The organism is Pseudomonas sp. CFBP 13710, from assembly GCF_014842235.1.
GTDB lineage: Bacteria > Pseudomonadota > Gammaproteobacteria > Pseudomonadales > Pseudomonadaceae > Aquipseudomonas > Aquipseudomonas baltica.
This window is the reverse complement of record NZ_JACYVJ010000001.1, coordinates 348,986-364,467: the sequence shown is the minus strand read 5'-3', so window position 1 is coordinate 364,467 and position 15,482 is coordinate 348,986. Positions and strand designations below refer to the sequence as shown.

Annotated in this window: 11 protein-coding genes; 9 read left to right on the top strand and 2 right to left on the bottom strand. The window is 62.4% G+C overall.

Annotated features, from left to right (window positions below; all coding sequences use genetic code 11):
* Positions 1-2 precede the first annotated feature (2 nt).
* The gene (locus IFT44_RS01515; protein ID WP_122476978.1) at positions 3-1,133 is read left to right on the top strand and encodes a lactonase family protein; all 1,131 of its coding nucleotides are present in this window, start codon (positions 3-5) and stop codon (positions 1,131-1,133) included.
* 22 nt (positions 1,134-1,155) lie between these two features.
* Here IFT44_RS01515 and pcsA read toward each other — a convergent pair whose 3' ends face one another.
* A complete protein-coding gene (gene pcsA, locus IFT44_RS01510) occupies positions 1,156-1,875 on the bottom strand; it encodes a phosphatidylcholine synthase (RefSeq protein ID WP_240998720.1) in 720 nt (239 codons plus the stop codon).
* Positions 1,876-2,281: 406 nt separating this feature from the next.
* Here pcsA and ppnN point away from each other — a divergent pair, with 406 nt between their 5' ends.
* The 8 genes from ppnN to IFT44_RS01470 all read left to right on the top strand — a co-directional run bounded on the left by ppnN (position 2,282) and on the right by IFT44_RS01470 (position 12,708).
* Positions 2,282-3,655 carry a nucleotide 5'-monophosphate nucleosidase PpnN gene (gene ppnN, locus IFT44_RS01505; RefSeq protein WP_192057154.1) on the top strand — a complete coding sequence of 458 codons (1,374 nt, stop codon included), beginning with the start codon at positions 2,282-2,284 and terminating at the stop codon, positions 3,653-3,655.
* Between the two features lie 244 nt (positions 3,656-3,899).
* Complete coding sequence (locus tag IFT44_RS01500) at positions 3,900-4,658, top strand: enoyl-CoA hydratase/isomerase family protein (RefSeq protein WP_192057155.1); 759 nt, start codon at positions 3,900-3,902, stop codon at positions 4,656-4,658.
* 254 nt (positions 4,659-4,912) lie between these two features.
* Positions 4,913-5,977, top strand: coding sequence for an ABC transporter substrate-binding protein (locus IFT44_RS01495; protein WP_122476971.1), 1,065 nt, complete (start codon positions 4,913-4,915; stop codon positions 5,975-5,977).
* A gap of 12 nt (positions 5,978-5,989) precedes the next feature.
* On the top strand, positions 5,990-7,054 hold the full coding sequence (locus tag IFT44_RS01490; protein ID WP_192175286.1) for an ABC transporter ATP-binding protein: 1,065 nt from the start codon (positions 5,990-5,992) through the stop codon (positions 7,052-7,054).
* A complete protein-coding gene (locus IFT44_RS01485) occupies positions 7,051-8,754 on the top strand; it encodes an ABC transporter permease subunit (protein ID WP_192047159.1) in 1,704 nt (567 codons plus the stop codon). Before IFT44_RS01490 ends, IFT44_RS01485 begins: the two co-directional genes overlap by 4 nt.
* Positions 8,755-8,757: 3 nt before the next feature.
* Complete coding sequence (locus tag IFT44_RS01480; RefSeq protein ID WP_192175285.1) at positions 8,758-10,299, top strand: AMP-binding protein; 1,542 nt, start codon at positions 8,758-8,760, stop codon at positions 10,297-10,299.
* 104 nt (positions 10,300-10,403) lie between these two features.
* Complete coding sequence (locus IFT44_RS01475; RefSeq protein ID WP_197979549.1) at positions 10,404-11,201, top strand: IclR family transcriptional regulator; 798 nt, start codon at positions 10,404-10,406, stop codon at positions 11,199-11,201.
* A 184-nt stretch (positions 11,202-11,385) separates the two neighbouring features.
* Positions 11,386-12,708, top strand: a complete 1,323-nt coding sequence (locus tag IFT44_RS01470; RefSeq protein ID WP_192175284.1) for a substrate-binding domain-containing protein — start codon at positions 11,386-11,388, stop codon at positions 12,706-12,708.
* A 605-nt stretch (positions 12,709-13,313) separates the two neighbouring features.
* Here IFT44_RS01470 and treS read toward each other — a convergent pair.
* The gene (treS, locus tag IFT44_RS01465) at positions 13,314-15,377 is read right to left on the bottom strand and encodes a maltose alpha-D-glucosyltransferase (protein ID WP_122797729.1); all 2,064 of its coding nucleotides are present in this window, start codon (positions 15,375-15,377) and stop codon (positions 13,314-13,316) included.
* Positions 15,378-15,482 lie beyond the last annotated feature (105 nt).

The window sequence follows — 15,482 nt, the reverse complement described above, 5'->3', positions numbered from 1 at the left end:
CCATGCGTAAACATCTGCTTCTTGCCGCCGCCATCGGCTGCGCCGGCGGCCTGGCCCAGGCCAGTACCTTCGCCTATATCTCGAGCCCCGAGGACGGCATGATTTCCCAGTACCGCCTGGACGAAAACACCGGATCGCTGACGCTGGTGCACCAGACTCACGCGGGCGACCAGGTCAATCCCATGGCCCTGAGCCCCGACGGTTCGACCTTGTACGCCGCCCTTCGGGTCAAGCCGTTCCGCGTCATGGCCTATCGCATCGACCCGGCCAGCGGCCAACTGGACGCCGCCGCCGAAGCCCCGCTGGCAGCCAGCCTGGCCTACCTGAGCACCGACCGTACCGGCCGCTACCTGATGGGTGCTTCCTATGGCGGCAATGTGCTGACCGTACAACCCATAGATGCCGAGCACCGTCCCGGCGAGGACATCAAGGTCTACCCGACCGGCCCCTACGCCCACTCCGTGCGCAGCGACCCCAGCAACCGTTTCGTCTACGCAGGCAATCTGGGCGTGGACCAGGTGTTGCAATTCACGCTGGACGACAGCAGCGGCACCCTGGAACCCATCGGTAACGGCCATGCCTCAGTCACCGCCGGCAGCGGCCCCCGGCATATCGCGTTCGCGCCAGGCGGCAAGTTTCTCTACGTAGTGGGCGAGCTGAGCGGTACGGTCGACAGCTTTTCCATCGACGCGCAGACCGGTGCCCTGACCAAGGTCGCCCATGTCGAAGGCGTGCCCAAGTCGCTGAACCTGGTGCACGGCGAGATTCGCAATGCCGGCAACAACGACCTCAAGGATGATCCGACGCCACGTATCTGGGCTGCGGACATTCGCGTATCGCCTGACGGTCAGCTGATCTACATCACTGAACGCACCACCAGTTCGGTCTCGGCGTTCAAGGCCGATCCCGCCAGCGGCACGCTGAGCTTCCAGGGCAACTACCCGCTGCAGGAGAAGCAGCCGCGCAACATCGCCTTCTCGCCCAGCGGACGCTGGTTGCTGGTGACCGGGGAAAAGGCCGACAAGGTGGGCAGCTATGCCGTGGGCGCAGCGGGTGCGCTGACCCGTACGGCAGAAGCGCCTTCTGGCAAAGGCGCATTGTGGATCGAGATGTTGAACCTGCCGGGCGCTTGACCGGCTGCTGCTTGATCGGCTGCTAGGTGCGCGTGCGGCCGATCCATTCGACCGCCGTGCGCCAGAAGCACACACCCAGGAAGTACGCCGACATCAAGCTCCACAGACCCATGGCCACCGGGTTGCTGGCGGGGTGGTTGAGGATCAGCACGAAGGTGCACAGCAACCAGATCGACGTCACTGCGATGTTGACCGCCATGAAACGGCGAACCCGGAACGGGTGCAGGAACTTCATCTTGGTGACGGTCAGCAGCGCCAGCCCGACAACGGTGAGCAGCGCGATCCACGGCGACGGCGAGATGATGTACATGCACAGCGCCACTACGTTCCAGGCCGCGGGAAAGCCGACGAAGTAGTTGTCCTTGCTCTTCATGTTGACGTTGCAGAAACAGAACAACGACGACACCAGAATGATGCTGACGGTGATCAGCAAGGTGAATTCGGGCAGTGGAATGTAGCGATAGATGAACAGTGCCGGAATGAACACGTACGTCAGGTAATCGATGACCAGGTCGAGTGTCGAGCCGTCGAAGTGTGGCAGCAACGACTGGGTGTTGAGCTTGCGTGCCAGTGCACCGTCGACGCCGTCGACCACCAGCGCCAGGCCCAGCCACAGCAGGCAGATTTTCGGCTGGCCGTCGAACAGCGCCAGTGTGGCAAGAAAGGCCAGCACCACGCCTGTGGCGGTGAAGCCGTGGGCGCCCCATGCTTTGAGCGTGGCCGAGGGTCTGATCAGTATCACGGGGTGTTCTCCAGGAAGTAGACGGGCCATGACAACCGCTGGCAGGTATCCACAGCATTGACCCGAAAGCGGCACAAGTAAATGAATGGGCCGCAGCTATCGACCGGGCGTGTGTGTGTAAGGTTCACGACTCGGTCAACGTAAGTGTCACAGGTAACCCGGTGCGCTGCCAAGCGATTCACTGCATTGAAGTTTTTGTGGCGACGGACGTTGACCGCCGCGCGGCACCGCGGAGTAAGATGAAGCCGGTGTCCAACTGCCCCAAGATTGGGGCGGAACCGGTTTTTCACCCGCAGGACCAGCAGACTCAGCGCCCGGGCCAGACCGCCTGGCGCCGGTGAAGTCGCTCATTATCCGGATGGCGCGGCCCATGTGGCCGCGCTACGTTGCGTTAAGGGAATATAGAATGGCCCCAAGAAATGTGATCAATGCGTCGGTGAGCCCCAAGGGCAGCCTGGAAACCCTCTCCCAGCGTGAAGTGCAGCAACTCAGTGCCGCCGGTTCAGGCAGCACCTATACCCTGTTTCGCCAGTGCGCCCTGGCCATTCTCAATACCGGCGCCCATGTCGACAACGCCAAGACCATCCTCGACGCCTATCGGGATTTCGAAGTGCGTATCCATCAGCAGGACCGTGGCGTGCGCCTTGAGCTGCTGAACGCCCCGGCGGACGCCTTCGTCGATGGCGAGATGATCGCCAGTACCCGCGAGATGCTGTTCAGCGCACTGCGCGACATCGTCTATACCGAAAGCGAGCTGGACAGCCAGCGCATCGACCTGAGCGATTCCCAGGGCATTACCGACTACGTCTTTCATCTATTGCGCAACGCCCGCACCCTGCGTGCCGGCCTCGAGCCGAAGATGGTGGTGTGCTGGGGTGGCCATTCGATCAACTCGGACGAATACAAGTACACCAAGAAAGTTGGCCACGAACTGGGCCTGCGCCGGCTGGACATCTGTACCGGTTGCGGCCCTGGCGTGATGAAGGGGCCGATGAAAGGCGCCACCATTGCCCATGCCAAGCAGCGCATGAGCGGCGGGCGTTACTTGGGCCTGACCGAGCCGGGTATCATCGCCGCGGAAGCGCCGAACCCGATCGTCAACGAGCTGGTCATTCTTCCGGATATCGAGAAACGTCTGGAAGCGTTCGTACGGGTCGGTCACGGGATCATCATCTTCCCCGGCGGCGCAGGAACGGCCGAAGAGTTTCTGTACCTGCTGGGGATTCTGATGCATCCGGACAACCAGGGCTTGCCGTTTCCGGTGATCCTGACCGGCCCCAAGAGTGCGCAGGCGTACCTGCAGCAGCTGGACCAGTTTGTCGTGGCGACCCTGGGCGAAGCGGCTCGACAGCATTACCAGATCATCATCGACAACCCGGCCGACGTGGCGCGGGAGATGACCGAGTCGTTGAAGCAGGTGAAGCTGTTCCGCCGCGAGCGCAACGACGCCTTTCACTTCAACTGGCTGTTGAAGATCGAGGAAAGCTTCCAGCGGCCGTTCGACCCGACCCACGCCAACATGGCCGATCTTGAACTCAGCCACGCCCTGCCCCCGCATCAACTGGCGGCGAACCTGCGCCGGGCGTTTTCCGGGATCGTGGCGGGCAACGTGAAGGACAAGGGCATTCGTCTGATCGAAGAGCATGGCCCGTACCAGATTCGCGGTGATGCCGCGATCATGGAACCGCTGGACAAACTGCTGCAGGCGTTCGTCGAGCAGAACCGCATGAAACTGCCAGGTGGCGCAGCCTATGTGCCGTGCTACCGCGTCGTGACCTGACCCGCCCCCGTACGGTGGGAGCGGTCATCGGCCGTGAAACTCCCACCGCGTATTAGCTGATACCCCCGCCGCGCCCTTCGCGGCCACGGACCGCTCCTACAGGTCAGTAAGCCCTGTGGGAGCGGTACGTGGCCGCGATTTTTTTTGCCATTGGTCCAGCCCCAAGATTTCCAAACAAACCTGTTGCGCATCCTGCGAGATAATTCTATCGTTATTCCACATCAACTATCGCATTGAGATAAACATGTCAGACATCGTGCTAGAAATCAAAGGGCCTGTCGCTGTCATCACCCTCAATCGTCCGGCAGTGCTGAATGCCTGGACCACGCCGATGCGTAACGAAATCATCGAAGCCTTGAACGGCTACAACGCCGACCCGGAAATCAAGGCCGTGATCATGACCGGCGCTGGCGACCGCGCTTTTTCGGCAGGCCAGGATCTTTCCGAAGCCCACGATTTCGACGGTGACCGCGCCGTTGAATGGGTCGGCGAGTGGGAGCGCTACTACGCCACCCTGCGCGGCCTGTCCAAACCACTGATCATCGCCCTCAATGGCACAGCTGCTGGTTCCGCGTTTCAGGTCGCGCTGCTGGGTGACATCCGCGTCGGCCACCCGGGCGTGCGCATGGGCCAGCCAGAGATCAACTCGGGCATCCCCAGCACTACCGGTCCGTGGATCATGAACAGCATGCTGGGCATGTCGCGCACCATCGAGCTGACGCTGACCGGCCGTTTGATGGACGCCGATGAATGCAAGCAGATCGGCTTGATCCACCATTTGGTGCCAGCCGATCAAGTGATGAGCAAGGCCCTGGAAATCGCCGAAGAACTGGCCGCCAAGCCCCCGATCGCCATGCGCCTGGACAAGCAGCGCTTCCGCGAAATGAGCGAGCCTGGCTTCAAGGACTGCATTGCTGCCGGCCGTCGCCTGCAGAAGGAGGCATACGACTCCGGCGAGCCACAGCGAATGATGGAAGCCTTCTTCAAGGCCCGCGCCAAATAAAGCCCTGCCTTGTGAAAGTGAGTTGATTGTGGGAGCGCGGCCCTGCCCGCGAAGGCAGCAACGCGGAGTCACTGATATACCGCGGAGCCCTTTTCGCGGGCAGAGACCCGCTCCCACTGAGCCCGCTCTCGCGGGAAATGATTTCATCGCACCACGCACGGCGGCGGCCATGTACCTACCCCGGCTCTTGCAATGCTTTGACTGCCGACGTCCTGACTACCCAACGATCCATTCGTTTTCTGTAGGAGACTGTCATGCACACACCTTCCAACCCCGGACGCCGTCGGTTGCTCAAGGCCGGCGCCACGGTCGCACTGGTCTGCGGCCTGCCCAGCGTGGTCCGCGCCGCCGATAAACAGATCATCGTCTCCGACCCCGGCGGTCCCTACACCGTGGCCTACCGCAAGGCTTTCTACGACCCCTTCGAAAAAGCCACCGGCATCAAAGTCATCAGCGTGGCGCGTGAGTCCCAGCCGGTGGCGCAGTTCTCGGCCATGGTAAAAACCCGCAACTACGTATGGGACGTCACCACCCTGACCATTTCCGCGGACATCCCCTACCTCGAAGCCCAAGGCTTTCTCGAACCGATCGGGTTGTCGGCGAGCGAATACCCGGACCTGCTTCCCGAGGCCATCACTGCCAACTTCCTCGGTGTCGACGTGTACTCCACGGTGCTGGCCTACCGCACCGACACCTTCAAGGACGGCAACGGCCCGCAGAGCTGGGCAGATTTCTGGAACGTCGAGAAATTTCCCGGCCGCCGCTGCCTGCGCCGCAGCCCGCTGGACACACTGGAACAGGCCCTGCTGGCGGATGGCGTCAGCCTCGACGAGCTGTACCCGATGGACGTCGACCGCGCCTTCAAGAGCCTGGACAAGATCAAACCGCACATCGACCTGTGGTGGACCTCGGGCGCGCAAGCCATGCAAGCCATCCAGAGCGGCGAGGTCGACATGATCTCGGCCTGGAACGGCCGCGCCCAGGCTGCCATCGACAACGGCGCACCGGTGCAGATCGTCTGGAACCAGGGGCTCTATTCGATCGAAGGCTGGGCCATCCCCAAGGGCACCCCGCACGCCGACATGGCCAAACAGTTCGTGCGTTTCTGCGCCGACGCCAAGCGCCAGGCCGACTTCACCGACACCCTGGCCTACGGCCCGACCAATCGCAAATCCTTCGAGTTCATTCCGGCAGAGCGTGCGGCGCTGCTGCCGACCGCCCCGCAGAACCTGAAAAACATGCGTCTGCCCAGCCCTGCCTGGTGGGCAGAGAACCGCACTGCCGTGACCGAGCGGTTCAACGCCTGGATCTTGTCGTAAGGGAGTCGATGCATGAGCGTGAAACTTGAAACCCGTGGCCTGGGCAAGACCTATGGTCAGTTCGTCGCCCTGCAACCCACCGATATCCAGGTGCGCGAAGGCGAGTTCCTGACCCTGCTCGGGCCTTCGGGCTCGGGCAAGACCACCTTGCTGCAGATGATTTCCGGGCTGGTCCCACCGGACAGCGGGCAGTTGCTGATCGATGGCCAGGACGCGACCCACATCGCCCCCGGAAAGCGCGGCATCGGCCTGGTGTTCCAGAGCTATGCGTTGTTCCCGCACATGAGCGTGCGTGACAACGTGGCGTACGGGCTGCGCATGCGCAAATACCCCAAGGACGAAGTCAACCAGGCGGTCGACGACGCCTTGGGCATGGTGCGCATGGAGGATTTCGCCCATCGCTACCCGAACGAACTGTCCGGTGGCCAGCAACAACGGATCGCCCTGGCCCGCTGCTTCGCCTACCGTCCCTCGATCATCCTGCTCGACGAGCCGCTGGGCGCCCTGGACAAGAACCTGCGCGAGCACATGCAGCTGGAAATCCGCCGCATGCACAAGGAACTGGGGGCTACGTTCATCTATGTCACCCACGACCAGGAAGAGGCGCTGACCCTCTCGGATCGCATCTGCCTGATGAACCGCGCGCGCATCGAACAGCTGGCCACGCCAGAAGAGCTCTACGATCGCCCGGCAACACGCTTCGCCGCCGAGTTCATCGGCCACTCCAATCTGCTCCAGGGCCAGCGCGACGGCACCGGCCACCTGCAGGTCGAAGGCCAACGGCTGGACCTGGCAGGCTGCGCCGGGCACCAGGCGCCGAGTGCCGGCACGGAAGCGTTCCTGCTCATCCGGCCCGAAGCCGCGCGCTTGACCGAACCCACTGCCGGCTTGCTGCAGGGCATCGTCGATGAATGCGTATTCCTGGGCAGCGACACCCGCGCCCTGGTCCGCCTGCCTTCGGGCAACCGCTTCAGTGTGCGCTGTTCACGCGAGCTCAGCCCGCGCGTCGGTGACCCGGTTGGCATCGCCTGGAATCCCACACGGGCCACCCTGCTGCCCGCGCAGGCCACCTCATGAACTGGCGCAAAGGCCTGATTCCGGCCATCCCCGCCCTGCTTTTCCTGGCACTGTTCTTTCTGCTGCCGGTGGCGGAAATGCTCATGGGCAGTTTCCAGAACGCCAGCGGCGAGCTGAGCCTGGGCAATTTCGAACGGATCGCCTCGACCCCGGTGTACGCCCGCGTTCTGGGCATTACCTTCTGGATCTCGGCGCTGACGGCCGTGCTGTCGGTGCTGCTCGCGTACCCCGTGGCCTACCTGCTCACCCGGCTCTCGCCCATGGGTCGCGAACGTTGGCTGCTGTGGATCATGCTGCCGTTCTGGACCAGCTACCTGGTCAAGACCTATGCGTGGATGCTGCTGCTGTCACGCAAGGGCTTGCTGACCACGCTCGCCGCCGACGTGCTGGACAACCCATCCGGCCTGGTGCCCGCACTTTCGGGGGTGCTGATCGGCATGGTCCACTCGATGCTGCCGCTGGCGGTGATTACCCTGCTGCCGATCATGCGCAGCATCGACCAGCGCCTCGCGCCGGCCGCACAGACGCTGGGCGCCAGCGGTTCGATGAGTTTCTTCAGCATCTTCCTGCCGCTCTCGGCCCCCGGCATCGCCGCGGCGGGTCTGCTGGTGTTCATTACCAGCCTGGGTTTCTTCATCGTCCCTGCGCTGCTGGGTTCGCCACGGGAAATGATGGTGGCGCAGCTGGTGATTTCCTCGGTGCTCGACCTGTTCGACATGAACTTCGCCGGCGCTCTTTCGGTGGTGCTGTTGGCCTGCTCGCTGGTGGTGTTCGTGATCTACGACCGCATCGCCGGGCTGTCTTCGCTCGGCGGCGAGGCGCCCAAGGAACGTCAGTCCGGAATGGGCCTGCAGATTCTGATCTGGCTGGGGCACTGCTTTTCGGGCCGGGGCAAGGCGCCGCGGCGCAGTGGCGATGGCGCCTTGCTGACCGGTTACAGCGTGCTGCTGGTCATGCTGCTGATCCTGCCCGTGCTGGTGGTCGTTCCGCTGGCATTCACCAGCAGCCCGTTCATTGCCTTCCCGCCCAAGCTGTTCAGCTTGAAGTGGTTCGAGGAATTCTTCACTTCCGCGGTGTGGCAGGCCGCCCTGTTCCGCTCGCTGGGCGTCGGTGTGGCCACCGCGCTGCTGGCGCTGGTGTTGGGCTTCGGTGCGACCCTGGCCTTGACCCGGGTAAGCGCGGGGTGGCGCAAAGGCCTGTTCGCGTTGTTCATCGCCCCGCTGATCGTGCCGCGCATCGTGATTGCCCTGGGCCTGTTGTACCTGTTTTCCAGGCTTGGCCTGGCGGGCAAGGACATCGGCCTGGTGCTGGGCCACACGGTACTGGCCCTGCCCTACGTGGTGGTCACCCTGTCGGCGGCGTTCAAGCAGTATGACTGGCGCCTCGACGATGCCGCGCGGATTCTCGGCGCCGGCGCGTTCACCCGGCTGCGCACCGTGACCCTGCCGCTCATGTCGGCGAGCCTGGTCTCCGCGTTTCTGCTGGCCTTCATCACCTCGTTCGACGACCTGACCATCGCCATTTTTGTCAGCGGTGGCATCAATACCACGCTGCCCAAGCAGATGTGGGACAGCATCCAGCTGGCGCTCACCCCCACCCTGGCTGCGGTTTCCACCACCTTGCTGGTGTTCATCGTGTTGTTTGCCGTGATTGCCCAATGGGTATCGCGGCGTTCCACTTCCAAACGTCAAGGGCTCTGAACGATGCATCCATACACTCGCTTCTTCCCGCATCGCATCAGCCACGATCAGCTCACCACCGCGCCGCTGATCCATGCCGGCCTGCTGATCGACGACCATGCCGTGCGCGTCACCTTCGAGGGCCGATCGCTCGCTACCCTGGAGTTGCGCCAACGGGTCGCCGCCTTGCAGCAGGTCCTGGCCGAACGCGGCCTGCGCGCCGGACAACGGGTAGCCGTCATGCTGGGCAACAGCGACGACCAGATCGTGTTGATCTACGCGCTGATCCTCAGCGGCCTGGTGTGGATTCCGATCAACACCAAGTTGCGTGGTCCCGGCCTGGACTACCCGTTCGAGCACGCGCGTCCCGACCTGGTGGTCGGCGATGCCGAGTTTGCCGAACGCCTGGCGGACAGCGCTGCCGCCCAGCTCGACTGTGTCGGCATCGACGTGCTGCACGAGCAGGCCCTGGCCTACCCGGCGGCGGACTTGCGGCTAGAACACAGCGCAGCCGATGCCACGCTCTGCGTGATCTACACCTCCGGCACCACCGGGGCGCCCAAGGGCGTGGTGTTCACCCACCGCATGCTGCGCATTGCCAGCGAGGCAGTGCTGCAAGTGGCGGATGTGAAGGCCGGCGACCGCCTGTTGCTGTGGGAGCCGCTGTGCCATATTGGCGGCGCGCAGATGCTGTTGATGCCGTTTCTGGCCGAAGTCAGCCTGAACGTGGTGCAGCGCTTTTCCGCCAGCAAATTCTGGGCGCAGTGCGTGGAAGTGCAGGCGACCCAGTTGCATTACCTGGGCGGGATCATCGATATCCTCATGCAGCAGCCGGCCGAGCAGTGGCCTGCCCGGCATAGCCTGCGTACCCTTTGGGGTGCGGGTGTGAGCCTGACCAATTGGGCGGCAATCGAGCAACGTTTCGGTTGTCCGCTGCGCGAGTGCTACGGCATGACCGAGTGCTCCAGCTTCGCCACCTTGAACCGTACCGGCAAGCCAGGCTCGATCGGCCGCGCCTTGCCCTGGCTGAGCGTAGAACTGCTGGATAGCGACGGTACGCCGGTCGAAGTGGGGCAACTGGGGGAAATCGTGCTATCCAGTGAAGTCGAAGGCGTTTTCCTGCCCGGCTATCTGGACAACCCAGAAGCCACCGCCAGCGCCCTGCGCGATGGCCGGCTGTTCACCGGTGACATGGCACGCATGGATGCCGAGGGCGACTTGTTCTTCGTCGGACGTCGCACCGACAGCATGCGTGTGCGTGGCGAGAACGTTTCGGCCTGGGAAGTGGAGCGGGTGTTCAGCGCCCACCCTGCGGTGAAAGCCTGCGCGGCGCTGGGCGTCGAATCGGCGGTGGGCGAGCAGGAGATTCTGCTGTTCGTACAACTGGAGGCCGGCACTGCTGCGCAGTGGCAGGCCATGCTCGAGTGGGCCGCGCTGCGCTGCGCCTCCTACCAGTTACCACGCTACTACCAACAAGTGGAGCAGTTCGAGCTGACGCCCAGTGAGCGTATCAAGAAGCACCTGTTGCCAAAGGATGTCACCCAAGCCTGGGACAGTCGCAGTTGAACGATGGGCCGCGAGCGGCCTGTGCGGTAACGGTTTAGTGAATAGCGATAGAAAGTGCCGGGTAACTGCCGGATAATCGGTTTTTTCACCAATGTGTTGCGTTCATGGCCAGTACCCCGAAGAAACCTCCTGCCGACCCAACGGCCTCCTCGCTCTACGTGCAGTCCGTCGACAAGGCCATGAAAGTGCTCATGGCCTTCGACGGCAGCCAGCGTCAGTTGTCGCTGTCCGACATCGCCGGGCTGACCGGCATGGACCTCAGCGCCGCGCAGCGCTTCACTCATACGCTGGCAACCCTGGGCTACCTGAACAAGGACAGCAGCAAGAAGTACGAGCTGTCGCCGCGGCTGCTGGACTTTACCTACCACTACCTGACATCCAGCGAACTGGTGACCCGTGCCGCGCCCTACCTGCAGCAGTTGAGCGCGGACACCGAAGAGGCAACCAACCTGACGGTGCTCGACGGCACCGACATCGTTTACGTGCAGCGGATCGTCAGCCGACACGTGTTCAATGCCAGCGTCATCATCGGCACTCGCCTGCCGGCCTGGTGCACCGCGCCGGGCCAGGCGCTGCTGGCGACCTACAGCGACGACGAGGTCAACGATATCTTCGACCGCAGCCAGTTCGTCCAGCACACGCCGGCGACCATCACCGACCGAGAGCAGATCTGGGCCAGCATCGAGCAGATTCGCCAGCGCCGCTATGCGCATACCGAAGACCAGTTCTTTTACGGCGATGTGTCCACGGCCGCGGCCATCGTCGATGGCAATGGCCGGGGCATCGGCGCGGTGAACCTTGCGGTATCCCGCTCGCGCTGGGTACCGGAACGCGACAGCAAACGCTATGCCGACCTGGTGATCAGCGCGGCGTCGTCGATCTCGATCAAGCGCAAGGTTTGAGTTTCAAGCGAAGACGGCGTCGTGCCCTTCGCGGCCGATGACCGCTCCCACAGGGGCATCGCGAATCGCTGTAGGAGCGGTCATTGGCCGCGATAGGTTCTAGGTGATCCACCTGAAATGCACCGTCATCCCCCTGCAACATCACTGTCTTAATCTGCGAGGCTTCCCGACCCGGTGAGCCGCCATGCGCCGTCTGCTTCTCATTCTGTGCATCCTGAGCCTGGGCGTGAACCTGAGCACAGGCGCCCGCGCCGATTCGGCCACCTTGCGCATCCAGGGCTCCAACACCATGGGGGCGGTGCTGGTTCCGGCACTCATACGCGGGCTGCTCGAAGCCCGCGGCTTGCATGATATCCAGACGCTCAGCCCATCGCCCGGCGAACAACTCGTTATCGCCCAGCCCCAGGACGGCACTTCGTTACGTTTCGAAGTCGGCGCCCACGGCTCCAGCACCGGGTTCGACAGCCTGTTGGCCGGGCAAGCCGATCTGGCCGCCTCCTCCAGGCCCATCACTGACCAAGAGCGCAGCCGACTGGCATCCCTGGGCGAGCTGACCAGCTTCGGCGCCGAACACGTGATCGCCATCGACGGCGTGGCCGTGATCGTCCATCCCGACAACCCCCTGCGGCAGCTGACCACCCGCCAGCTTGCCCAGGTATTCAGCGGCGAAATCAACGACTGGAACGCATTGGGTGGCCGTGGCCCGATCCATGTCCTGGCCCGCGATGCCCGCTCGGGCACCTGGGAGACGTTTCGCGACCAGGTATTGACCCCGCATGCCAGGCGCCTGACGACCCATGCGGTCAGGCTTGAATCGAGCGAGCAACTGTCGGATCAGGTCAGCGCCGATCGTTACGCCATAGGCTTCATCGGCCTGGCCTCGATACGCGGTGCCCGCGCGCTGGCCATCGCCGATGGCGACAGCCAGTTCATGGCGCCGACGGTCAGCCTGATTGCAACCCAGGATTACCCCCTGAGCCGGCGGCTGTACCTGTACAGCCCGCCAATGCGCCCCTCGCCATGGGCCGACGCATTGATTGCTTTCGCGCAGAGCGAACCGGGGCAGGCAATCGTTGCCCAGCAAGGCTTCGTGGCGCAAACGGTGCAAGCCATGACTGTCCCTGTCTCGCCCGACATGCCTGCGCTGTACCGGCAATTGGCCCGTGAGGGCCGGCGCCTGTCGGTGAGTTTCCGTTTTGCCGAAGGCAGCGCGACGTTGGATAACAAGGCTTTGGCCGACGTGGTAAGGGTGCAGGATTACCTGCGCCGCCATCACCTGCTGCAGAACAAGACCACACTGGTGGGGTTCGGTGATGCCAAGGATGATTCCGCCCGTGCGGTGCTGTTGTCGCGGCTACGCGCCATGGCGGTACGCCGGGAGCTGGCCAAGGCGGACGTGGTGTTCCGCGATATCCAGGGCTTTGGCGCGCAACTGCCGGTGGCGACCAACGAGGTCGACGAAGGGCGGATCAAGAACCGTCGGGTGGAGGTCTGGGTAAGCCCATGACGAAAGACACGGTGCCGTGGCCGATGGCGGACACAAAGTGTTACCGGTGATGCGAGCGCGGGAGCAGATACGGGTAACAAGGGAACAGATCTGCGTCACTTTGTCACATCCAGAGTGCTCAAGAAATTCAACGATCTGATTTATAACGATTTTTAAAAGTTGGCACGTACCCTGCTATGTCATACGTACAACAATAACAACAACGCGATAAACCAATAACAACAAGACGAAACGACTCTGACATAACAAGAACAAACGCGACAGAGACGTAGCTAACAGATTTTTTTGGAGAGGAAATGCTTTTCAGGGGCTTGCCCCGCAGCCAGGTAGAGAACAACAAAACTACGCTCAGTAGCTACCCACTGGTTGGATCGATGATAAAGGCAGATCAGCGCTCAAAAAAATACGTTTGCTCTTGACCCCGCTTGGGGGTCGCACAACAAGCGACAAGGGCCACGACTGACAAATACAACAACAGGTCGCCCCTCAATAATAAAAAAGAGCATGCAACACACCCTTGAGGGGAGCCCAGGCTCCCCTCAGTGCTTTCCGCCATCTGGCTTTGCAAGCCCTGGCGTGTATCAAACGCCAGGGCTTGCAAGCGGTCAGATCGGCGAGGCACTCACCACACGCAGAGCCAGACCCTCGTACGGATCCAGGGTAATGGTGAATTCACCGGCTTCAGTCAAATCACCCTCGACCCGCTCGTTGATGATGTCCACCACAGGTCCCGCAGCGATACCCGGCAGATGCAACGTCTCCACAATCGGTTCATTGCTGAAGTTCAAGGCCGTGATCTGGGTACCCTTGCCGGCAGGCAACTCGTGCACCATCAGCAACAGGCCAGGATGTTGCACATCCGGAATCAGGATTTGCTTGCTCGCGGCGATGTCATAGGCACGGCGCACAGCCAGAATCTTTTTCAATTGCGAAGCGAAGCTGTCCGGGCGCTGCAGCTGGTCTACCAGGTTGCCGTAAAGCGTCTTCGGACGCGGCATGTTGCCCGCGGAAAACTCAGCCTCGGGGTCGAGCCCTACAAGGTCATAGGCGCCGCGATGGATCCAGCGCGTATCACCGTCTTCCATCAAATGAGCGACCTGCTCGGCTGGCAGAGTAAGCGCACCGACCAAATCCCAGCCCGACAGCGCGAACACGCCGGGTTGCATGGCGTTGTACATCACCAGCAGCAAATGAATGTGCTGGATCTGCTTGATGTCCTGATCGGTGATCGCCTCAAGATCGCGGATGCCCAGCGCCGCCGTGATGATACTGGCAGTGGTGCAGGACACCCCGTTGGTGACGAATTTCAGGTTGTAGGGTGCGTGTTCGCCGGCCAGGCGCTCGTACATTTCTTCGCGGATGTGCTCGCGCAGAATGTTGCCGGGGAAAGTCTGCCCTTGGTACAGATAGGTATCGTGGGCATGCAGCGTCCAGAAGTGCACCAGCTCGAGGGTCAGCTCGTCGTGGTTCTGCAAGGCGTGAATCAACGAGGCCGGATCGATACCGAAGGCATGCACCTGACGCAGCATGAGGCGCAGGAACTCGGTATTGCCCAACAGCAGCGCGTGTTGGTAGGCAGGCCGCGTGATGAAATCGTAGGACAGGTCCGCGCCGCCATGGGACATCGAGGCGATGTCGTCAATGGTGAGGTTCAGTTCTTGGAAGCTGAAACCACCGGCCTTGCGAATGGCGCCACCTAGCAGCTGGTTGCCGTTCACCGACAGCGGATGGCTTTCCGACCAGGCCGGACCTTCGGCACGACGCTCGACGCCGAGGAAACCGTTGGCGTCCAGACGCAGGATGCGCGCGCCCATGACGTCGATGGAATGCAGGGCATCACCGATGATCATCTGCTGCGCAGCAAAGGTCGGGTCCAGCCAGTTCAGCGATGGCTGGCCTTCCTTGAAGTAGTGCAGGTAGACCCAGCGTCGCGCCTTGCCGTCCACGCCAACCACCACCGGGGTCGCACTCCAGTCGGTTTCCTTGACGCCGGGTTCGAAGAAGATCACACGTTGCAGTTGGCCAACGATGTAGTGCTTTTCCTTGAGGATGTCGCAGACTTCCGGGGTCAGGTTGATCGCGTCGCGCCCGGCCGGCACTTCAGGCAACAGGCCCCAGTCTTCTTCCTTGATCTCGACCATGTGGTAGAGACCTGGATAGTCGGCATGGGCCATTTCGGCCAGGCGGAAATCCGCGCCTTTGCCGGTGTGCGAAGGGATCGCGTCGTCGATGACCACGGCGTTGTGCGCTGCAGCCATGCGGCTGAGCTGGATCATGTCCGCTTCAGTGCCCAGCTCGGGGTCGATGTCGAAGCTCATGCGGTCGAAGTTGCCATCGACGCTGGGCGTGCGATCACGTCCACGCAGGCCGCCGGAGAGTTTCAACGGGCCGTTGTGAATACCCTGGATGCCGATCTCGGACAACGCATGCCACAAGGTTTCATCGCCGAGGGCCTGCAATACCGAGCCCTCCTCGCGTGTAACGATGGAAGCCGGGTAGGCCGTGAACCAGACCGAAGCAATGGCTGATGCATCCCGAGGTCTGGCCTGGGCGTAGGGTCGTTGCCACAGCCGCGCTTGTCCGGCATACAGCTTGGCGCGCTGTTTGGCCGTATGCAGCATGGACTGGTCGACCAGCCACTGGATGTAGTCCTTGTCCGGCGTCGTCATCGTTACTTGCCCTCGAAAAGTGTCCTACAGTAAGAGTACGACGGAGGGTTATCGTTGCATCCGTCGAGGATTTCCCTGAAGGCGCCACGCTGACCTGATCCGATG